General features: G+C 73.8%; 22 protein-coding genes. 12 read left to right on the forward strand and 10 right to left on the reverse strand.

The features are described from left to right. Positions 1–2 precede the first annotated feature (2 nt). Positions 3–2486, reverse strand: coding sequence for a lysylphosphatidylglycerol synthase transmembrane domain-containing protein (locus tag AB0N76_RS01830; RefSeq protein ID WP_363551968.1), 2484 nt, complete (start codon positions 2484–2486; stop codon positions 3–5). Between the two features lie 290 nt (positions 2487–2776). On the opposite strand from AB0N76_RS01830, the gene AB0N76_RS01835 reads away from it, so the two are divergent. The 3 genes from AB0N76_RS01835 to AB0N76_RS01845 all read left to right on the forward strand — a co-directional run bounded on the left by AB0N76_RS01835 (position 2777) and on the right by AB0N76_RS01845 (position 4669). Further along, positions 2777–3043: a UBP-type zinc finger domain-containing protein gene (locus AB0N76_RS01835; RefSeq protein ID WP_363551966.1), complete on the forward strand. Its 267-nt coding sequence runs from the start codon at positions 2777–2779 to the stop codon at positions 3041–3043. A gap of 159 nt (positions 3044–3202) precedes the next feature. Beyond that, on the forward strand, positions 3203–3475 hold the full coding sequence (locus AB0N76_RS01840) for a hypothetical protein (protein ID WP_363551964.1): 273 nt from the start codon (positions 3203–3205) through the stop codon (positions 3473–3475). A gap of 171 nt (positions 3476–3646) precedes the next feature. After that, positions 3647–4669, forward strand: coding sequence for a sigma-70 family RNA polymerase sigma factor (locus AB0N76_RS01845; RefSeq protein WP_363551962.1), 1023 nt, complete (start codon positions 3647–3649; stop codon positions 4667–4669). On the opposite strand, the gene AB0N76_RS01850 is transcribed toward AB0N76_RS01845, so the two are convergent. Then, complete coding sequence (locus tag AB0N76_RS01850; RefSeq protein ID WP_363551960.1) at positions 4556–4954, reverse strand: STAS domain-containing protein; 399 nt, start codon at positions 4952–4954, stop codon at positions 4556–4558. The genes AB0N76_RS01845 and AB0N76_RS01850 overlap by 114 nt on opposite strands. A gap of 125 nt (positions 4955–5079) precedes the next feature. Between AB0N76_RS01850 and AB0N76_RS01855 the strand changes: the two genes are divergently transcribed. Both AB0N76_RS01855 and AB0N76_RS01860 read left to right on the forward strand, forming a co-directional pair. Next, positions 5080–5529 (forward strand): SRPBCC domain-containing protein, encoded by a 450-nt coding sequence (locus tag AB0N76_RS01855; protein WP_363551958.1) that lies wholly within the window; start codon positions 5080–5082, stop codon positions 5527–5529. Positions 5530–5591: 62 nt separating this feature from the next. After that, positions 5592–6083 carry an NUDIX hydrolase gene (locus AB0N76_RS01860; protein WP_363551956.1) on the forward strand — a complete coding sequence of 164 codons (492 nt, stop codon included), beginning with the start codon at positions 5592–5594 and terminating at the stop codon, positions 6081–6083. Positions 6084–6162: 79 nt separating this feature from the next. Here AB0N76_RS01860 and AB0N76_RS01865 read toward each other — a convergent pair whose 3' ends face one another. The 3 genes from AB0N76_RS01865 to AB0N76_RS01875 all read right to left on the reverse strand — a co-directional run bounded on the left by AB0N76_RS01865 (position 6163) and on the right by AB0N76_RS01875 (position 8206). Further along, the gene (locus AB0N76_RS01865) at positions 6163–6921 is read right to left on the reverse strand and encodes a Clp protease N-terminal domain-containing protein (RefSeq protein ID WP_363551954.1); all 759 of its coding nucleotides are present in this window, start codon (positions 6919–6921) and stop codon (positions 6163–6165) included. Between the two features lie 69 nt (positions 6922–6990). Further along, entirely contained in the window at positions 6991–7698 is a 708-nt protein-coding gene (locus AB0N76_RS01870) for a class I SAM-dependent methyltransferase (RefSeq protein ID WP_363551952.1), read from the reverse strand. A gap of 61 nt (positions 7699–7759) precedes the next feature. Next, on the reverse strand, positions 7760–8206 hold the full coding sequence (locus AB0N76_RS01875) for a GNAT family N-acetyltransferase (RefSeq protein ID WP_363551950.1): 447 nt from the start codon (positions 8204–8206) through the stop codon (positions 7760–7762). Between the two features lie 30 nt (positions 8207–8236). Here AB0N76_RS01875 and AB0N76_RS01880 point away from each other — a divergent pair, with 30 nt between their 5' ends. Continuing rightward, positions 8237–8809, forward strand: coding sequence for a GNAT family N-acetyltransferase (locus AB0N76_RS01880; RefSeq protein WP_363551948.1), 573 nt, complete (start codon positions 8237–8239; stop codon positions 8807–8809). Positions 8810–8851: 42 nt separating this feature from the next. Here AB0N76_RS01880 and AB0N76_RS01885 read toward each other — a convergent pair whose 3' ends face one another. Beyond that, positions 8852–9052 carry a hypothetical protein gene (locus AB0N76_RS01885; RefSeq protein ID WP_363551946.1) on the reverse strand — a complete coding sequence of 67 codons (201 nt, stop codon included), beginning with the start codon at positions 9050–9052 and terminating at the stop codon, positions 8852–8854. Positions 9053–9093: 41 nt separating this feature from the next. Further along, positions 9094–9543: an ATP-binding protein gene (locus AB0N76_RS01890; RefSeq protein WP_363551944.1), complete on the reverse strand. Its 450-nt coding sequence runs from the start codon at positions 9541–9543 to the stop codon at positions 9094–9096. A 282-nt stretch (positions 9544–9825) separates the two neighbouring features. Between AB0N76_RS01890 and AB0N76_RS01895 the strand changes: the two genes are divergently transcribed. Then, positions 9826–11139, forward strand: a complete 1314-nt coding sequence (locus AB0N76_RS01895) for a helix-turn-helix domain-containing protein (protein WP_363551942.1) — start codon at positions 9826–9828, stop codon at positions 11137–11139. 19 nt (positions 11140–11158) lie between these two features. Further along, a complete protein-coding gene (locus AB0N76_RS01900) occupies positions 11159–11518 on the forward strand; it encodes a hypothetical protein (RefSeq protein ID WP_363551940.1) in 360 nt (119 codons plus the stop codon). A 70-nt stretch (positions 11519–11588) separates the two neighbouring features. Here the strand turns inward: AB0N76_RS01900 and AB0N76_RS01905 are convergent, their stop codons facing one another. The 3 genes from AB0N76_RS01905 to AB0N76_RS01915 all read right to left on the reverse strand — a co-directional run bounded on the left by AB0N76_RS01905 (position 11589) and on the right by AB0N76_RS01915 (position 13974). Continuing rightward, positions 11589–12329, reverse strand: a complete 741-nt coding sequence (locus AB0N76_RS01905; protein ID WP_363551938.1) for a tyrosine-protein phosphatase — start codon at positions 12327–12329, stop codon at positions 11589–11591. 99 nt (positions 12330–12428) lie between these two features. Then, complete coding sequence (locus tag AB0N76_RS01910) at positions 12429–13124, reverse strand: VC0807 family protein (protein ID WP_363551936.1); 696 nt, start codon at positions 13122–13124, stop codon at positions 12429–12431. A 151-nt stretch (positions 13125–13275) separates the two neighbouring features. Next, positions 13276–13974, reverse strand: coding sequence for a hypothetical protein (locus AB0N76_RS01915; RefSeq protein ID WP_363551934.1), 699 nt, complete (start codon positions 13972–13974; stop codon positions 13276–13278). 398 nt (positions 13975–14372) lie between these two features. Here AB0N76_RS01915 and AB0N76_RS01920 point away from each other — a divergent pair, with 398 nt between their 5' ends. From AB0N76_RS01920 to AB0N76_RS01935, 4 genes are all read left to right on the forward strand, one after another. After that, complete coding sequence (locus AB0N76_RS01920; protein ID WP_363552231.1) at positions 14373–15083, forward strand: RNA polymerase sigma factor; 711 nt, start codon at positions 14373–14375, stop codon at positions 15081–15083. Next, positions 15080–16201: a hypothetical protein gene (locus AB0N76_RS01925; protein ID WP_363551932.1), complete on the forward strand. Its 1122-nt coding sequence runs from the start codon at positions 15080–15082 to the stop codon at positions 16199–16201. The genes AB0N76_RS01920 and AB0N76_RS01925 overlap by 4 nt, the downstream gene beginning before the upstream one ends. A gap of 400 nt (positions 16202–16601) precedes the next feature. After that, positions 16602–17249, forward strand: a complete 648-nt coding sequence (locus AB0N76_RS01930) for a hypothetical protein (RefSeq protein WP_363551930.1) — start codon at positions 16602–16604, stop codon at positions 17247–17249. Positions 17250–17316: 67 nt separating this feature from the next. Beyond that, on the forward strand, positions 17317–19614 hold the full coding sequence (locus tag AB0N76_RS01935; RefSeq protein ID WP_363551928.1) for a bifunctional polysaccharide deacetylase/glycosyltransferase family 2 protein: 2298 nt from the start codon (positions 17317–17319) through the stop codon (positions 19612–19614). The last annotated feature ends 10 nt before the right edge of the window (positions 19615–19624 follow it).

The raw sequence follows: 19624 nt of genomic DNA on the forward strand, positions 1-19624 counted from the left end.
AGCTACAGCGCCCCGCGGCGCTGGAGCCAGCCGAACGCCGCCCAGCCCGGCAGCACCGGCAGGACGAGCGTGAGCAGTCGGAAGAGCGCGACGGCGGCCAGCGCCCCGCCGCCCTCCATCGAGCCGACCAGCTCCAGCCCCTTCGCCAGCATGCCGTCCACGACCCCGGCCCCGCCCGGCGTCGGCGCCGCGCTGCCGGCCGCGTTGCCGACCAGGAACACCACCCCGACCGAGGCGAAGGCCGGTTCCCGCCCGACCGCCCGGGCGCAGCAGTACAGGCAGGTGATCAGGGTGATCGACACCAGCAGCTGACCGGTGAAGCCGATCGCCAGCCGGCCCGGGTTGCGCAGCAGCTCCACCAGCCGGGGCAGCACCTCGGTGGTCAGCGGCCGCAGCCGCGCGGCCAGCCAGCGCCGGGCCGGCGGCACCGCCCAGACCGCGGCCAGCAGGGCGCCCGCCACCGCGAGGCCGCCGGCCACGGTCGGCAGCGCGTCCAGTTCCGAGCCGCCGGGCTCCACGCCGGTCAGGTAGACGAAGGCGCCGAGCTGGAGCAGGTGCAGCACCAGGCCGAGCAGCTGGCCGACGCCGACGCTGGACAGCGCCTGCGCGGTCGGGATGCCGGCCCGCTGGAGGAAGCGGGTGTTCAGGGCGACGCCGCCGACCCCGCCGGGGGAGACCAGCTTCACGAAGGAGCCGGCCAGCTGGACGAGCACGGCGTTGCGGAAGTCCAGCCGCTCCGGGACGAAGCCGACGAAGCCCATCGCCGAGACGACGTGGCTGGCGGCGGCCGCGAGCAGGGCCAGCACGAGCCAGAACGGGTCGGCGTCGGCGACGGCGGCGATCGGGTTCTGCTCGCTGACGAAGAACTGGGGCAGCAGCAGCCAGCCGGCCGCCACGCCGCCGACGACGACGAGCAGGGTGCGGGGGCGCAGTCGCTCCAGCTTGACCGGGCGGACCGGCGCCTGCGGGCGGCTGCGGAGCACCTCGGCGCGGATCTCGTCGAGCAGGTCTTGGACGGGCCCGGCCGGTGCGGGGGTCTGGTCGTGCCGCCCGGGGGCCTTGTCCCCCTGGGCCGGGGTGCTGCCGCGCTGGGCGGGGGTGCTGTCGTGCCGGGCGCCGGCCTTGTCGGGCCGGGCGGGGACGGCGGCGGTGCGGCGGGCGGCGGCGGCCCGCTTGAGGGCGTGCCGGGTCTCCCGGGCCAGTGCGATCGGCTGCAGCAGCGGCAGCGCCGCGCCGACCGCGTCCGGGCCGAGCACCGCCACCGCCGCGCGGACCGACCGCTCGGCGCCGACCCGCAGGGCCAGCGTGGTCAGCAGCTGGGCGATGTCGGCGCGCAGCACCAGTTCGCTGGCCGCGATGTCGCCGTCCGCGAAGCCCAGCAGGTGCACCGCCCCGGCGCCGTCCACCAGCAGCGCGGACGGCACCAGCGCCCGGTGCGAGATCTCCCGCCGCTGGAGCAGCGCCAGCTGGCCCCAGGCGTCGGCGAGCAGCGCGTCGGTGAGCTCCTCGTCGGCCAGCTCGTCCAGGGTGCGGCCGGGCAGCCGCTCGTAGGCGACCAGCGCGGTGTCCGGGCCGAGCTCGGCGGTGGCGGCGATCCGGCAGGTGCGGACCCCGGCGGCGACGGCCGCGTAGGAGACCAGCGCCTCGTGCTCCAGCCCGGTGCGCAGCGAGCGCAGGGCGCGCGGGTGCGGGGCGGTGCGCAGCCGCAGCCGGCGCCAGGCCCGCTGCACCAGGGCGGCGGTGACCGCCTGCCGGTCGAGCAGCTGGACGTCGAGTTCGGGGCGGCCGGAGGTCTGGCGGACCAGGTAGCGGTCCGGGCCGGCCGGGGTGGCGGCGACCGGGCGCAGGCCCGCCCCGCGCAGGGTGTGCAGCAGCTGCGCGGGCCCCGGCGTCGGGTTGGGGGCGCCGACGGCGTAGCGGGTGCCGTGGGCGGCCGTCCAGCCGATCAGCAGCCCGAGCAGCAGGGCGGTCGGGGTGGCGACCCCGCCGGCCAGCCCGGCCAGGGCGGCGAGGGTGAGGGCGATCCGGGGCACCCGCCGTTCGCGGGCGCCGGAGGCGATGAGGAAGGCGAGGACGGGGGCGAGGTAGCCGTACACCGGCTCGGTGTGGGTGAGCGGGTCGCCCGGCAGCGGCTGGGTGAGCGCGGAGACCAGGGAGAACGGTGCCGAGCCGTCGATCCAGAGGTCGAGGGCGAGCGAGCCGCCGTACGCCAGGACGGCGGCCAGCAGGCCGTCGGCGAGGTGCTGGAGGACGTGCCGGCGGTCGCGGGTGCCGTCGAGCAGCCGGCGGGCGGCCGAGTAGCCGGGGACGAGGAGCAGCGCGGCGGTGGTGAGGCCGGTGGCGAGGCCGCCGAGCGGGTGCGGCACCAGGCGGGCGGCGTCGGCGACGTCGGCGGCGATGCCGTTGGTGGTGGCGCGGGCGTAGTCGGCGAGCAGCAGGGTGAGGGCGATCGCGGCGAGGCCGGCCAGCAGCCGGATCAGCGCCACGGGCTGCCGGACCCGGCCGGTGCGGGCTATGCCGGGGGGTGTCGGCGGGTGCTGCTCGGTGGTCGCGGGTGTCGCCGTCGGTGCCGATGACGGTGCCGATGACGGTGCCGCCGTCGGTGTCGTCGGTGCCGTCGCCGGAGCGGGCACCCCGTCGGCGGTGGGGGCACCGCGGGTGCCGCTGCTCGTTCTCCCCGTCACGTTGACCACGGATGGCATGCTCCCATGCGGGGCCGTCCGGCCGGGGCGTGTCTCGGGGCGCGGGCCGGGCCGGGCGTCACTACTCTGCGTCCATGAGCGCCTGCGAAGACCTCGCCGCCGCACCCCGGGACATCGCGGCCCTGCCGCCGGCGGACGGCTGCGCCGACTGCCTGGCGCAGGGGCGCCGGGACTGGGTGCATCTGCGGGTCTGCCTGGACTGCGGCCACATCGGCTGCTGCGACTTCTCGCCGCAGCGGCACGCCACCGCGCACTTCCACAACAGTTCCCATCCGGTGATCCGGTCCTACGAGCCGGGTGAGGACTGGCGCTGGTGCTACGTCCACGAGCTCATGGGTTGACGTCCCGGCGGTCATGGGTTGAGGTGTAATCCAGGGCCAATCGGGACATAAGGCCCGTATGCCCGTACACCTGTACGGCCCCCGGCCGACGTCCGGCGATCGTCCGACGATCGGGTCGACGTCCGTCCGGCCGGCGGGGCCGCCGAAGGGAGGCCGACGATGACCAAGCGAACACCCGGCAGCACCCACAAGCTCCGCCGTGGCACCCAGGAACTGCTCGAACGGCGGGGCATGGCGATGAGCCCCACCCCCGTCCCGCCACGGCTGGGCGGCGGCGGTCCACAGGCCGGCGCCGGCGCGTACGCGAGCACGTCCGCCTTCCGGCACGGCGGCCGGGACTCCGGGGCGGCGGTCATGCACTCCGCGCCCGCGCAGCACGCCGAACTCAAGGGCCACCGCCACCGCGGCGCCGAGAAGCACAGCGCGCACTGAGGGCACTGAGCGCACCGACTGTCCCGCCCTCCTGGTCGCCGCCCTGGTCACCGCCCTGAGCTCGTGTCAGGACGGTGGCCAGGGGGGATCGGTGGCGTTGTCGGTGGCCTGCGGTACCTTCGTGCCGATCGACGGAGCGGTGACATTGGGGGCAGGGCGATGGCCGAGCTGATGACGGATTCGGTGACCGGGTCGGTGACCGAGTCGGTGACCGAGGAGCCGGTCGAGCTCCAGCTGGAGCGGTACCGGACGGAACTCACCGGCTACTGCTACCGCATGCTCGGCTCCGTCTTCGAGGCCGAGGACGCCGTGCAGGACACCATGGTCCGGGCCTGGCGCGGGTACCGGGGCTTCGAGGGCCGGGCGGCGCTGCGCTCCTGGCTCTACCGGATCGCCACCAACGTCTGTCTGGACGCGCTGAACGGCCGCAACGGCCGGGCCCGTCCGATGGACCTCTCCGGCCCGTCCACCGTGGCCACCGCCTCCGGCGCCCAGCTGCCCGAGGTGCACTGGATCGGCCCGGCGCCGGACGGCCGGGTGCTGCCCGAGAGCGGGGACCCGGCCGAGGTGGCCGCGCAGCGCGAGTCGGTGCGGCTGGCCTTCGTCGCGATGCTCCAGCGGCTGGCGCCCCGGCAGCGGGCCGTGCTGATCCTGCGCGAGGTGTTCGGCTGGCGGGCCAACGAGGTCGCCGAGCTGCTCGGCGTCACCGTCGCCTCGGTCAACAGCGCGCTCCAGCGGGCCCGGGCCGCGATCGCCGCCGACCCCGCGGCCGCCCGGCCGGCGCCCGTCCTGGACGAGGACCACCAGGCGCTGCTGGCCCGGTACGTCACCGCCTTCGAGGCGTACGACATGGACGGCCTGGCGGCACTGCTGCACGAGGACGTCACGCTCAACATGCCGCCGTACGAGATGTGGCTGGCCGGGCGCGGGGAGATCCGCGACTGGATGCTCGGCCCGGGCTGCGGCTGCCGGGGCTCCCGGCTGGTGCCGGTCACGGCCAACGGCAGCCCGGCGTTCGCGCAGTACCGGCCGGGTGCGGAGGGCGGGCACGAGCCGTGGGCGCTGATCGTGGTGGAGGTGTCAGAGGGCCGGATCACGGGGCTCACCAACTTCCTCGACACCGATGTGCTGTTCCCGCTGTTCGGGCTGCCGCCGCGGCTGGCGGCCGGGCAGGAGCTGCCCGAGGTCGGGTAGCCCCGCGCCGTCCGGTTCGACCGGGAGGACGCCCCCGTCGATCGGGAGGCCGCCCCCGTCGACCGGGAGGACGTCGGCCAGCCCGCTGAACGCGATCAGTTCGCGCAGCGGGCCGCCGGCGTTGCGCAGGGCCAGCCGGACGCCGTGCCGGGCGGCGGCGCGTTTGAGCCGGGCCAGGGCGTCGACGACGGCCAGGTCGGCGGTGCGCAGGGCGGCCAGGTCGCAGGTGAGGTCCTTGGATTCGGTGTTCACACAGCTGAGACCGGCCGGGCGGACCGCTCTCATCGGCCGGTCCGAAGTTTTTTGGAAAACTTCGCCGAGGAGCGATGAGTTTCCGATGAGCCCCCGGTCTAACTCTTCGAAAGCGCGGCACCGAGCGGCGCACACTTCGAACAGAGGACAGCGACACCATGACCGAGAACCTCGGCACCGTGACCATCACCCGCGAGCTGCCCGCCGCCCCGGCGGACGTCTTCCGCGCGTACGTCGAGCCCGAGCAGTTCGTCCGCTTCTGGGGCCCGGTCGGCACCCACGTGCCGCTGGCGACCGTGACCATCGAGCCGCAGGTCGGCGGGCGCTTCGACAGCACGATGGTGATGGACGAGACCGGCGACGAGTACCCGGTGCGCGGCCGGTTCACCGCCATCCGCGAGGGCGAGCTGCTGGAGTTCCTGGAGGAGGGCGTCGGCATCCTCGGCCGGATCACCCTGGTCGACCTGGGCGAGGGCCGGACCAAGGTGATCATGCAGCAGGAGAACGTCCCGGCGATGTACCTGGGCCCGGAGGCCGAGGCCGGCCACAACTCCTCCTTCGACCGGCTGGTCGCGCACCTGGAGGAGCGCGCCGCGGGCCGGAGCTGAAGCGGCGGCGGGCGCGGCTGGCAGAGTGGGGCCCTGTTGCCCCGCGATCGAGGAGGTCCGCCGTGCCGGCCGAACCGTTGAAGTCCCGTGAAGAGTGGTTGGCCTCGCTGCCGCGCGTCTACGCGGCGGCGGGGTGCGTCCTGCGGGACGAGTCCGGGCGGATCCTGATCGTCAAGGCCGGGTACCGGGAGCACTGGCAGTTCCCGGGCGGGACGATCGACCTGGGGGAGGGGCCGGCCGAGTGCGCCGCCCGGGAGCTGGAGGAGGAGACCGGGATCGTCCGGTCGGCCGGGGAGCTGCTGGCGATCTCCTGGACCCACCCGTCCGGTGAACTCGACCATCCGGCCGGGCACTTCCTGTTCGACTTCGGCACCGTCCCGGACGGCACCCCCGTGACCGTCCCGGCCGGCGAACTGGACTCCCACCGCTGGGCGAGCGACGCCGAGGCGCTCGAACTGCTGGGCCCGGCGCGCTCGTTGCGGCTGCGCGCCGCACTGGAGGCGAAGGCCGACGGGCGGGTGCGGATCGTCACCACGCACGTGTCGGGCTTCTGAAGTCCTCCGTGCGGCACGGGAGTTCCGGGGCCCCGCCCGTCCCTGGGCGCGTTGTCCCGGGGCCCCGGAACGGTCCGGGTCAGGCCTGCTCGCCGCCGTCCTCCGCGCTCGACGCGATGAACGCGGCGAGCAGCTCGGTGACGAAGGTCTCGACCTCCGCCTTCTCCACGCCGAGGTCGTCGAGCACCCCGGCGCCGTTCTCCAACTCCAGCAGGGCGAGCAGGATGTGCTCGGTGCCGACGTAGTTGTGGCCGAGCTTGAGCGCCTCCCGGAAGGTCAGCTCCAGCGCCTTCTTGCCCTGCGCGTCGTACGGGATGAGCGCCGGAACCTCGGCGGCGGCGGCCGGCAGGGCGGCGGTCGCCGCCCGCCGGAGCGCCTCCGAGGTGACGCCCTGGGCGGACAGCGCCTTGACGGCGAGGCCCTCCGGCTCGGCGAGCAGGCCGAGCAGCAGGTGCTCGGCGGTGATCTCGGCGTTGCCGGCCTGGCGGGCCTCCTCCTGGGAGACGATCACCACGTTGCGGGCCCGGTCGGTGAACCGGCCGAAGCCCTGGCTCGGGTCGAGGTCGTTGGGGGCGCCCGGGTCCTTGGGGACGAAGCGCTTCTGGGCGGCCTGCTTGCTGACGCCCATGCTGCGGCCGATGTCGGTCCAGGAGGCGCCGGAGCGGCGGGCCTGGTCGACGAAGTGGCCGATCAGGTGATCGGCCAGCTCGTCGAGGTGGTCGGCGGCGATGACGGCGTCGGAGAGCTGGTCGAGCGCGTCGCTGTGGATCTTCTTGATCGCGTCGATCAGGTCGTCGAGACGCAGGGACGTGGTCTTGGGAACGATCGGATTCTCCATAGCGTCAACCTTAGGTTGTCGATCCGGGATCGTCAACCATCAGTTGACGCTATGGAGAGTTGATCTCTTTCAGTCCTTCTTCTCCCAGACGTACGCCGCCGAGACCGGGTGGCTGCGGTACTTCTCCCACTTCGGCTTCAGTGCGATCCACCCGTCGTCCACCACCGCCTCGCGCATCTCGACCAGCGTCCAGCCCGCCGCCAGACCGGCGGTGAGGTGGTCGGAGACCAGGTGGACGTGGGTGGTGATGGCGACGTCCGAGCCGTCCGCGCCGGTGAAGTGGGTCGGCATGCCGGCCGCCATGATGAAGTACGGGTGCAGGCCCACCAGCACGCAGCGCCCACCCGGACGGGCCAACCGGAACGCCTCCCGGTAGTACGGGCCGAGGTCGGCCAGGTGCTCGTCGATCAGCGAGGAGACCACCAGGTCGTAGGCGCCGGCGGCCAGCCCGGTGGCGGCCACGTCGCCCTCGGTCAGGCTGTCGTGGGCACCCCGCTCCTTGGCTCGCGCGAGCATCTCGGGCGTGAGGTCCACCCCGTCCAGCACCAGGCCCTCGCCGGCCCGGCCGCGCAGCCAGGCCCCCGTCCGCCCGGTGCCGCAGCCCAGGTCGGCGGCCCGGCGGACGTCCGCCCAGGCGGGAACGGCGAGCCGGTCGAGTACGGCGAGGTCCATCGCGTCCTCGACGGTGTCCTCGTAGGTGGCCACCCAGCCGGCGTAGCCGGTCCGGACGTCCACGGTGGGGTAGTTACGGGTGTCGAAGTCGGAGAAGTCCACCATGCGGGCAGTATCGTCCGCACTCCCGACCGCCCGCGAACGGTTTTCCGACTCTCCTCCCGTCTCAGAAGGTCAACTTGAACCCGTCGTGACTGCGGTCGAACCCCAGCGAGGCGTAGAACCGGTGCGCCTCGGTACGGCGCTTGTTGCTGGTCAACTGGACCAGCGTGCAGCCGCGCGTCCTGGCCCGCTCGACCGCCCGCACCATCAACTCGCGCCCGAGCCCGGCACCCCGGCGGTCCGCCCGCACCCGGACGGCCTCGATCAGCGCCCGCTCCGCGCCGCCCCGGCCGAGACCCGGGATGTAGGTCAGCTGGAGGCACCCGAGCACGGTGCCGTCTCCCTCGTCCAGCACCATCACCTCGTTCCGGGTATCGGCGTCGATGTCGTCGAAGGCGCGGGCGTAGGCTTCGCTGATCTCGACGGTCGCGGGGTCGGTCACCCCGTCCTCGTCGATGAGCAGCGCGACGATGGCGGGCAGGTCCTGGCGGGTGGCGGTACGGAAGATCACGCCCGGAGTGTGACAGACGGGAGCAACGGCATGCGGATACTCACCCTGCCCGAGGCCGAGGTGCCCGGCGAACTCAAGCTCCAGGTAGCCGCGTTGCAGCACCAGGCCTGGCCCGACCCGGCCGGCCCCACCGCCGCCCCCGTCCATGACCCGGCCCTGCACCCGCTCTCCCTGCTCCTCCTCGACGGCGACCGCGTGGTGGCCGCCCTGGACATCCTCTCCAAGCCCCTCCATCACGCCGGCCGGACGTACGCGGCCAGCGGCCTGAGCGCCGTCGTCACGGACCGCGCCGTACGCGGCCGCGGCCACGGCCACCACCTCGTCACCGCCGCCCGCACCACCATCGAACGCAGCGGCGCCGACCTCGCGATCTTCACCTGTGACCGCGAGCTGCTCCCCTTCTACGAGCGCGCCGGCTTCTCTCTCCTCCCCGGCACCACCCTCATCGGCGGCACCCCCGAAGCCCCCTTCCCCAGCGACCAGGAGGGCTTCGACAAACTCACCGTCGCCACCTTCCTCACCCCTCAAGCCCGTCACCACCGCCCTGACTTCCTCCACACCCGCATCGCCCTCCACCCCGGCGAAATCGACAAACTCTGGTAGCCCATCGCGAGCGTGGAGTAGGAAGTCGGCCCGTCCGACTTCCTACTCCGGCGGCACTGCACGACGTCGTCGGCGGCCGATGAGGATCTGGCGGCAACGCCAGCGAGTGGCCCAGGACTCGGCCCGCCCCATGCCGGCCATCAGGGCGGATGTGAAGAACAGCCACCAGACCAGTCGGCCGACGGCGGGCTGGTCCGGATCCACCAGGCTGGAGGCTCCGTAGGCGATGGTTGTGGCTCCCATGAACACTCCGGAGAACACGAGGAGTTCGACTCGGCTCGGCTTCATGCCACCCGCCCGGTGAAGGTGCCCCATCCGTGGACGAGCTCATCGGTAGGGCCGGCCTTGAACTCGCACCAGACGATCTTGCCCGCGCCCCGCGCTTCCCAGCCCCAGTCGTGGGACAGCGACTCCACCAGCAGCAACCCCCTGCCGCGCGTCGCAAGCTCGCCCGGCGAATCCGCGTCGGGTAGGAGGGGAGAGCTGTCGGCCACCTCGATGCGCACCCGTCCGCCGGTCCAGCGGACCGCGACACGGCACCGGTCACCGGTGTGCTCGACGGCATTGGCGATCAGCTCGCTGGTGCACAGCTCCAGTTCTTGGAGGGCATCCTCGGACAGCGCGACCCGCCAGGTCCGGACGATCTCCGAGACCAGTCGACGGGCCGCCGGTACGGCTTGGACGTCCGCGTCGACGCCCCATTCCTGTGGCACCGGGAACGATGCCGTGTTCATCGGGCTGATCATCTCGGCCGGTCCGGCACATCAAGGGGCTTGGCGAACAAGGGAGCCTCCGGCTTGAACTCGGGCAAGCGATCCCGCGCGGCGGGATCGCTTGCAGAAAAACAAGCGCTCCCCCCTGCTGTGATCGACTGGTCGACCAATGAGGTCATCTCCAGGAAAACAGCTGGCAGTTAGCAAGAACCAGAGCGTTCCTGGTGCAGTCCTGACGCATACTCAATGCATCAGGGGCCCTGGCCTGGGCTGATGTCTCAGTAGAGCGAAGGGGCAGGCGGGATGGCGCTCATCAGGCGGCAGCTAGCACGGCGGCGGAAGGCCGTCGGCTACAGTCAGGAGTCCTTCGCGGCGGCACTGGGCGTTGATCGTTCGACGGTCGCCCGCTGGGAGCGAGGCGAAACTGAGCCGCAGCCGCATTTTCGACCCAAGCTTGCCGAGCTTCTCGAAGTCACCACCGCCGAGCTCGAAGCACTTCTGTCACCGCTGCACCACGACAACGTGTCGCCAACTGTCGTTCTTTCCGATGAAAGAACCCCATCCGCCAGTCTCGTTATGTCCCAGATCTACTTCGATGCGAGTGACGTTGATGATATGAACCGTCGAGAGTTCCTACAGATACTGAGCATCACAGGAGCCCTGGCCGCGTTGCCGCCGGGCGAAGGAGTCGCGGCGGCCGGGAGCCACACCGGATCGCTTTCCATGGCTGATCTTGACCGGTATGAGCAGCTCAACACGCACCTGTGGCAGGCCTTCTCGATGGCGCGCTCAAAGACTGCAACCTACCCGCTGGTTCGCGATCAACTTGGTGCACTGGTCGAAGGGTTCGATCGGGTTCAAGGCGAGGACGCACACCGTCGCCTTTGCATGCTCTCGGCGGATCTGTTCCAGCTGATCGGTGAGGTCTTCTTCGACAGCAACCGGTATACCGACGCCGCCCACTGCTACCACCTTGCCGCCAGTGCTGCCAGGGAGGTCAGGGCGCACGACCTCTGGGCGTGCGCCCTGACTCGGCATGCGTTCATCAGTCTGCATGAACGACGGTTCGGCAAAGCGGTGTCGGTGCTCAATGCGGCCACCGCGGTGGCTCGGCGGGGTGATGGGCAACTATCGACCCGTCATTGGGTGGCCGCCGTCCAAGCGGAGGCGTTCGCCGGCCTTGGCGACCTTGATTCGTGCGGTCGGGCTTTGGAACTCGCCGGTCAGGTGCATGAGGTGGGAGGCGAGGTTCACAATGGGGGGTGGCTCCGATTCGATGGCTCTCGTCTGGCCGAGGAACGTGGCACCTGCTTCGTGCGGCTCGGGCGCCCCGACCTCGCGGAGGAAGCCCTGGGTGAGGCACTGGCTCAGCAGCTGTCCCCGCGTCGCAGGGGAAGCGTCCTCACGGATTTGGCCATACTCGGCGTCCAGCGCCAGGACACCGACCTGCTCCTGACGCATGCGGAGGAAGCTCTGGATCTCGCCCAAACGAGCGGATCGGGCTATATGAGCCACAAGCTGCGGGAACTGCACGAGCATCTTGAGCCGTTCAAGGCCGACCGGCGCATCTCTGCTCTGAGTAGCCGGATCGCCGGCTTGCCCACGACCGCATCCTGAGATGACGAGAGGACCGAGCATGCAGAACGAGGACGGCCGTATCTTCCGTGAGGCGTGGATCGCCGGGGTGGTGAAGCACTACCCCGGCGAGCCGAAGGCGGGGTATGTCGCGCCCTGGGAGGAGACGCCGGAGTGGGAGCGGCAGGCGGCTGCGGCGGTGTTCGGGCAGGTGCGGGACTTCGTGGCGGTGAGTGGCGGTCGGACCGGCAAGCTGAGCCGGGAGCAGAAGGGCCGCTTCGTCGCGCTCTGCTGGATCGCGCAGATCCACAAGCACATCGCGGATCCGAAGCCGAGCTACGTCGCTGACTGGGACGCCCTGCCGAAGTGGCAGCAGGAGACGGACGCCGACATCTTCGAGCACATCGAGCGGACGGTCTGAAGCGCGCGGAGTAGGAAGTCGGCCCGGCCGACTTCCTACTCCTGGAGTCTGCCTGCCCTGCCTTTCCTGGTCACGCGCCCAGGAGGCGGGAGCGGACGGCGGCTATGGCGGTGGTGGTGACGCCGGCGGTGAGGAGGTAGGGGGTGGGGGAGAAGTCGGTGAGGGTGGTGGTGACGGCGGCTTCGGCGGTGGTGCCGGCTTCGGCGAGGACGGCGTCGATGCGGCGGTACTGGTCGGGGAGGCCCAGCATGCCGTAGAGGGGGCGGACGTTGGGGGCGCTCTGCAGGTAGTCGGCGACGATCTCGGCGGGTTCGACGTCGGCGAGGGCGAGCAGCAGGAGGGCGGCGAGGCCGGTGCGGTCGCGGCCGGCGCCGCAGTGGACGACCAGGCCGCCGGGGCGGGCCTCGGCGATGGTGGTGATCAGCCGGGCGGCGGCGTGCGGGCAGTGGTCGAGGTAGGGGCGCAGGGCGAGCGGGGTGCCGTCGAGGTGGCCGTAGGTCTCCCACCAGGCGGGGCCGGCGAGTTCGTCGAGCGGGACGCGGATCAGGTCGACGCCGTCGGGGAGCGGGAGGAGCGGCTTGTACTCCTCGATGTTGCGCAGGTCGACGATGGTGCGGATGCCGTGGTCGAGGAGGGCGTCCCAGCCTTCGGCGGTGAGGCGGTCGAGGTTGTCGGCGCGGACGACGGCGCGGTGGGCGGTGCGGGCGCCGGTGGTGGTGCGCAGTCCGCCGAGGTCGCGGACGTTGAGACAGCCGTCCCAGACCAGGGTGCGGTCCTCGGTGGCGGTGGTCTGCGCGTCTGCCCGGCTCATCGGTTCCCCGTTTCCTCGACGGGGGCCCGTTACCCCCTCGTTATATGGACTATCGGTGGGGAGGGATGGTTCCTGGGATGGTCGGACGATACGAGTGGATCAGGCGGCGGTCTCGGCGGTGACGAGCTTCGCCATCGGCTCCGCGGCGTGCTGGCCGAGCACCGAGCCGGCGGCGATCGCGGCGACCAGCAGCGCGGTGGACAGCCAGGCCATGGTCGCCACCGGCAGGGTGAAGGCGCCGACCACCCGGGCCGCGCACTCGGTCAGCAGCGCGGTGCCCCAGATCGCGGAGAAGGTCCGCTCGTGGCGGCGGAAGGCGCGCGAGCCGTCCGCCCGGCCGGCCGCCAGCCGGTCCCAGGCGGCGTCCCGGGCCGCGTCGCCCTTGGTGAGGAAGGGGCGCAGCGCGGCGGACATCAGCGGGCGGGCGGTCAGCGCGGAGCCGAGGACGGCCAGCGCGAGGCCGCCGCTGAGCACCGCGTCCTTGGCGAGCATCAGCCGGGCGTCGCCGCTGACGGTGGTGAGGGCCAGGCCGAGCAGGTTCACGCCGAGCATCAGCGCCGCGAACAGGTTGAGCGAGCGCTCCCGGAGCAGGCCGAGGGCGGTCCGGGCGGCCGGGATGGTGCCGCTCCAGGCGAGCGCGGCGAACTCGCTCATCCCGAAGGCCGAGTGCAGCAGGTAGAAGCCGGCCAGCGGGGCGGCGATGTCGAGGGCGAGCGGGCGGAGCGCGGTGGTGAGCGGGTTCGGGGCCTTGGCGACGGTGGTGGTGCCGGCGGCGGTGGCTGCGATCTGGCTCATGGTGGGTCCTCCCCGGACGGACTGGTGAAGCGGGCTGCGGCGCCCCTTCGTCGTGCCTCCAGTCTTCCGAGCCGGCCCCCTTGCGCAGCAGTGTCGTCCGTTGCCCGATCCGCATGACAGTTGTCATGGTGCGGAGGGTGACGGCGACCGGTCAGCGGTCCGGGGCGGCGAAGTCCCAGAGCGGCCGGCCGAGGGTGTCCAGGCAGCGGACGGCGGCGAACCGTTCGTCCCCCGCCGAGAGGAAGCCGTGGGCGACGCCGCGCAGCACCGTCCGAGCGGCGGCGTCCGCCCGCGTCCAGGCGCCGATGAGCACGAGCAGCCCGTCGGTCAGCTCGGCGCGCTGGATCCGGGCCACCGGGACGGCCAGCAGGGTGGTGTTGACCTGCTCCAGTTCGGCGGGGGTGAGGTAGGGCGCGCCGTCGACGGCGTCCCGGTCGCGTTCGGCCCGGCGGCGCAGCTCGGGCAGGCCGTAGTGGCGGACGGCGGCCACCGAGTCGTCCAGCGCGACCCGCCAGCGCGGCCCGGGCAGTACCTCCCACCAGACGTCCTCGCCGACCGGCAGCACCTCGCCGATCCGGGCCCGCCAGGACTCGATGCCGTAGACGGCGCGCGGGTCGGGGCGCAGCCGGGGGAAGGCGGCGGCGGTCCAGGCGGAGCGGCGGACCAGGCTCAGGTCGAAGGTGTAGCGCACCCGGCCGTCGGTGCGCTGTTCGACCAGGCCGAGCAGGGCCCAGTGGGTCTCGTCGGGGAGATGGAAGGTCCGGGGTCCGCCGGTGAGGCCCAGGAGGCGGAGGGCGGGCGCGAGGTGGTCGCGCAGCCCGCGCTCGTAGAGCTCGTGGGCGGGGGACATGGCGGTTCCTGGGGTCGGGCGGAGGAGCGGGAGGTCCGGGGCGGCCGGGGCGTACGGCGGGGAGGGCGTGCGGCGGCCCGGCGGCCGGACGGATCGTCCACCTACAACGTAGGCAGGAGGGCGGCTGTAGGGCCGCAGGCGAAGGCCAGCAGGCCGTGGGACCTTCGCCCCGAAGGCGGGTTGCCTTGGTCCGGTATGACCGGCGCACACCGGTCGGTGGGTAACGGTCCGGGTTCGCCGGGCCGGGGCGTTCGCCTGAATGGCGCATCATGTGGCGGGTGCAGAGTGCAGAACGCCCCGGAGCGGGCACCGACAGCCCCGTCGGCCGGTCCGGACCGGTCCCGACGTCAGGCCCGCCACCAGGTCCGCCCACGGGTGCGGCCGCCACCCCCGTCGATCTGACCGCGGCGGTCCGGGCCGCGCAGGACGGGGACGAGGAGGCCTTCCGGCTGTTGTTCCGCAGCGTGCAGCCGGGGCTGCTCCGCTACCTGCGGGTGCTGGTCGGGGGCCGGCCCGAGGACGCCCAGGACGCCGAGGACATCGCCTCCGAGGCCTGGTTGCAGATCGCCCGCGACCTGGGCTCCTTCACCGGGGACGGGGACGGCTTCCGGGGCTGGGCCGCCACCGTCGCGCGCAACCGGGCCCTCGACCACCTGCGGGCCCGGCGCCGCCGGCCGGTCGCCGACCTGCCGTTCGACTTCCTGTTCGACCGCGACTCGGGGGACGACACCGCGGGCGCGGCGCTCGCCGCCGTCGGCACCTCGGACGCGCTGGCGCTGATCTCCCGGCTGCCGCGGGACCAGGCCGAGGCGGTGCTGCTGCGGGTGGTGCTGGGGCTGGACGCGGAGAGCGCGGCCGAGGTGCTCGGCAAGCGGTCCGGCAGCGTCCGGATGGCCGCGCACCGGGGGCTGAAGCGGCTCGCCAAGCTGCTGGAGCAGTCCTTCGCACCGGGGGTGACGGGGGTGGTCGGGGTGGGTGTCCCGGCGGCCCGGACGGTGCGGGACGGCGGTCGGACGGGTGCTCGGGAGGGCGCCGGAAGATCCGCGAAAAAAAATTCTCCGCAGGGTGTGACAGAACGCCGGGCCGCGACGCTGAAGGACATGAGATGAGCACCAACCGACCCCGTCGGATCGACCGTGACACCGCCGAGCAGCTGCTCGCCGGTGCCGTGGGCGGCCCGTCGGCCGGGCAGGACGCCTCGCTCACCGGTTCGGACGGCAGCCCTGGGTATGCGGGGATTGCCCGTGTGCTCGCCGCCGCGGCGGCTCCGGTGACGCAAGGCGAACTGGCCGGGGAGGAAGCGGCCCTGGCCGCGTTCCGGGAGGCCCGTCTCGCGCCCGTCCCAGCAGTACTCGCACCCGCACCCGTCCGGAGACGATCGATGGCAACCGCCGCGCTGACGAAGGCCTTCAGTACGAAGGCCGTCGCCGTCGTGCTGGGGGCCACGGCGCTCGGTGGGGTCGCGGTCGCGGCCGGGACGGGCAACCTGCCGTCACCGCTGGGAGGCGGTTCGGGCGAACCGGACCACCGCCCGGTCGCCCCGATCGCCTCCGGCCCGGCGTCCGCACCGGGGACGCGGTCCGGTGGGACGGCCGCCGCCGGCTCGACGGTCTCGCCGTTCGGGTCCGGTCCGTCGGGTGGAACCACCGGCTCCGGCCCGTCCGCCGGGGCCGACCGGCCGACGGTGCCGAACGCGCCCGCCGCACCGTCCGCGCCCGGCCGCGGGCAGTCGAACGGCGCGGTCCCGGCCGCGCTCTGCAAGGGCTTCACCGAGCGGGTGGGCAAGGGCGAACGCCCGCGCCAGCTGGCCACGGACCCGCAGTTCGCCGCCCTGGTGGCGGAGGCCGGCGGTCCGGACAAGGTGGAGGACTACTGCGCGCGGGAGCCCAAGGGGCCGGGCGACGACGGCCACACGGGCGACAAGAGCGACAAGAGCGGCAAGAACGACAGCAGCGACAAGGGCGGCTCCCGGCCCAACGGGAACGGCGCGGGCTCGGCCACCGGCTCCGGCGACAAGAGCCCCGGTGACTCCGGCTCCGGTTCGGCGTCCGGTGAGAAGAGCGGCGGTACGGGCAAGGAGCCCAAGGCCGCCACCGCACCGGCCTCGACCGGCTCGGGTTCCGGCTCCGGGCCGGGCCTCTCGGCCGCGCCGCCGGCACCGTCCGGCAGCGCGCACCCGAAGACCGACCGCACCGACAAACCCGACGACACCTCGACCAAGAGGTGACCCAGTTCTCCGGATGGGCGGCGAGCAAATCCCCCCGGGCCCGTCGCTCATCCGGACTGCACCACCCGTACCACCCGCACCAGCCGTAGGACCCGCACCACCTGCACACCCCGCTCCACCCGCTTCACCCGCTCCACCCCGAAGACCCCGAGTGGCCGGCCGGCCCCCCCGTGCCCGCCGTCCACCCGGCCGGCCCGACCGGACCGGCAGGCGCTCACCCCGGACGCGCCGCCGGACCGCAAGGCCGGACCCTCCGGTCCGCCCGCCCGCAGTCAGGGCGGACCGGGAACCCTCCGGGCCGCCCGCCCCGCAGTCGGGCGGCCCGGAACCCGCCGGCCCGCCCGCCCGCAGTCAGGGCGGGCCGGCACCCCGCTCGACCAGCACACACCTGGACCCGACCGTGACCGTCACCTTGCACGACCACGAGCCGGCGGCCGGGGATCCGCTGCCCGGTTCCCCGGCCGCCACCCCCTTGGGGGAGGCCGCCGAGACCACCACCGCCCCGGTGTTCGTGGACTCATCCGGCCGCCGACAGCGCCGGGTCCGGCGGCTGGGACTGCTGCTCGCAGTCCCGGCCGCCGGCTACCTGGCGCTGTTGACCAGCACCGTGCTCGGCGGTCCCACGGTCAGCGCGCCGTTCCTGCCGCTGCCGGCCGCGCCGAGCGCCGCCGCGCCCGCGCCGGAGCCGGCCGAACCCGCGCCGCCCCCGGTGCCGGAGATCACCGGCGAGCCCGGGCCGGACAGCGTCCAGCCCACCGCGGGCCCGCACGCCGCCCGTCCGACGGGCCCGGCGGGCACCGTGGCCACCGGCAAGCCCAGCGCCCCGGGCCCGGAGCCGCCCGCCCCGCCGCCCGCCCCGCCGGCCGGCCCCGCCCCGGTGACGACGGGCGCGCCGACCCCGGGCGGCAACGCCAACGGCGGCGGCAACGGCGCCACCGCCGCCCCCGGCCACGGCCGCCCCACCGACGCGCCCGGCAACTCGGGGAACGCCGGCAACTCCGGCAACGCCAACGGCGGCAAGCCCGCCAAGCCGACCCCCACACCCTGACCCCGGCTCCCGAGTCACTCCGGCACCCGGTCAACGGCCCCGGCCCTCCCGAAAGCAGCACCGCACCGTGAGCGCACCCCGCCGAAGAGCCGGCCGAGCCCCCGCCGCCCCGCCCCGCGACACCCGGGGGACCGCCCAGCCCCGGCGCAGGGGCCGTCGCGGCGTCGTCCGCCAGGGCCCGCTGCGCGCCCACTGGCTGCTGTTCACCGCCGTCCTGCTGGCCCTCGCCGCCGCCCTGCTGCTCCAGGGCTACACCCAGCACCTCTTCGACGCCCGCCCCGACCAGTCCGCCCGCCCGGCCGGCCGGGCGACCGTCCCCGCGGAGGTCCGCACCGGCGGCCCGGTGATCGACGCCGGCGGCCCCCGCCCGCGCAGCGCCGCCCCCGCCCGCGGCACCATCGCGCTCACCTTCGACGACGGCCCCGACCCGCGCTGGACCGCCGAGGTCCTGGACACCCTGCGCCGGTCCGAGGTGCACGCCACCTTCTTCGTGGTCGGCACCCAGGCCGCCGCCCACCCCGAGCTGGTCCGCCGGATCGTCGCGGAGGGCCACCAGCTCGGCGTCCACACCTTCACCCACACCGACCTCGGCGCCCAGCCGGCCTGGCGCCGCTCGCTGGAGCTGCGCGAGACCCAGCTGACCCTGGCCGGCGCCGCCGGGGTGACCACCGCGCTGCTGCGCCCGCCGTACTCGTCCACCGCCGAGGCGCTGGACGACCCCGGCTGGGACGCCGTCCGGCAGGCCGGGCGGGAGGGCTACCTGACCGTGCTCAGCACCCGGGACAGCGAGGACTGGCGCCGTCCCGGCGTGGAGGAGATCGTCGGTGCCGCCACCGCCGGACGCGGCGACGAGGGCCAGATCGTGCTGCTGCACGACGCCGGCGGCAACCGCTGGCAGACCGTCGCCGCGCTGGACGGCATGCTCGCCCAGCTCAAGGCGCGCGGCTTCCGGTTCAGCACGGTGAGCGAGGCCGTCGGCCTGCCCGACCCGGTCCGCAAGGCCGGCGCCGCCGAGCACTGGCAGGGCCTCGCGCTGATCCAGGTGCTGCGGGCCGGGGGCTGGACGCTCACCGTCCTGGGCTGGCTGCTCTGGGCGGCCGGGGCGGTCAGCGTGCTGCGGGCGGTCGCCGTGCTGGTCGCCGCCCGCCGGCACAAGCGGCTGCGCCGCCGGCACCCGTGGGGGCCGCCGGTCACCGAGCCGGTCAGCGTGATCGTGCCCGCGTACAACGAGGCGGCGGGCATCGAGGCGGCGGTCCGCTCACTGCTCGCCTCCGACCACCCGGTCGAGGTGATCGTCGTCGACGACGGCTCCACCGACGGCACCGCCGACCTCGTCGAGGCGCTGCGGCTCCCGTACGTACGGGTGCTCCGGCAGGCCAACGCGGGCAAACCGGCCGCGCTGAACACCGGCATCGCGGCCGCCCGGGCGGAGCTGCTGGTGATGGTCGACGGCGACACCGTCTTCGAGCCGGACGCCGTCCGGATGCTCGTCCAGCCCTTCGCCGACCCGACCGTGGGCGCCGTCTCCGGCAACGCCAAGGTGGTCAACCGGGGCGGGCTGCTCGGCCGTTGGCAGCACATCGAGTACGTGGTCGGCTTCAACCTGGACCGCCGGCTGTTCGACCTCGCCGAGTGCATGCCCACCGTGCCCGGCGCGGTCGGCGCCTTCCGGCGCTCCGCGCTGCTGGCCGTCGGCGGCGTCGCCGAGGAGACCCTCGCCGAGGACACCGACCTCACCATGGCGCTCTGCCGGGACGGCTGGCGGGTGGTCTACGAGGAACGGGCGCGGGCCTGGACCGAGGCGCCCGCCTCGCTGGGCGCGCTCTGGCGCCAGCGCCACCGCTGGTGCTACGGCACCCTGCAGGCGATGTGGAAGCACCGCGGCGCGCTGCGCCAGCGCGGGCAGGCGGGCAAGCTGGGGCGGCGCGGGCTGCTCTACCTGCTGGTGTTCCAGGTGCTGCTGCCGCTGCTCGCCCCGGTGGTGGACGTCTTCGCGCTGTACGGGCTGGTGTTCCTGGATCCGGTGCGGATCGCCGGGATCTGGGCGGCGTTCCTGCTGGTCCAGTTGCTGATGGGGGTCTACGCGTTCCGGCTGGACCGGGAACGGCTCGGGCCGCTCTGGAGCCTGCCGCTGCAGCAGTTCGTCTACCGGCAGCTGATGTACCTGGTGGTGATCCACTCGGTGTTCACCGCGCTGGCCGGGTCGCGGCTGCGCTGGCAGCGGATGCAGCGCTACGGCAGCCTGCGGGTGCCCGCGCGGCCGGACCAGCCGGTCTTCGTCGACTCGGCCCCCGGACCGGTCGCCGTCGGCGGCTATCGTGCACACGAGCACGACACGGTCCGGGACCCCGGGCAGGGCTTCTGAGGGGAGCGGT

Origin of the sequence: Kitasatospora sp. NPDC093806 (assembly GCF_040683335.1) — a bacterium.
Lineage (GTDB): Bacteria > Actinomycetota > Actinomycetes > Streptomycetales > Streptomycetaceae > Kitasatospora.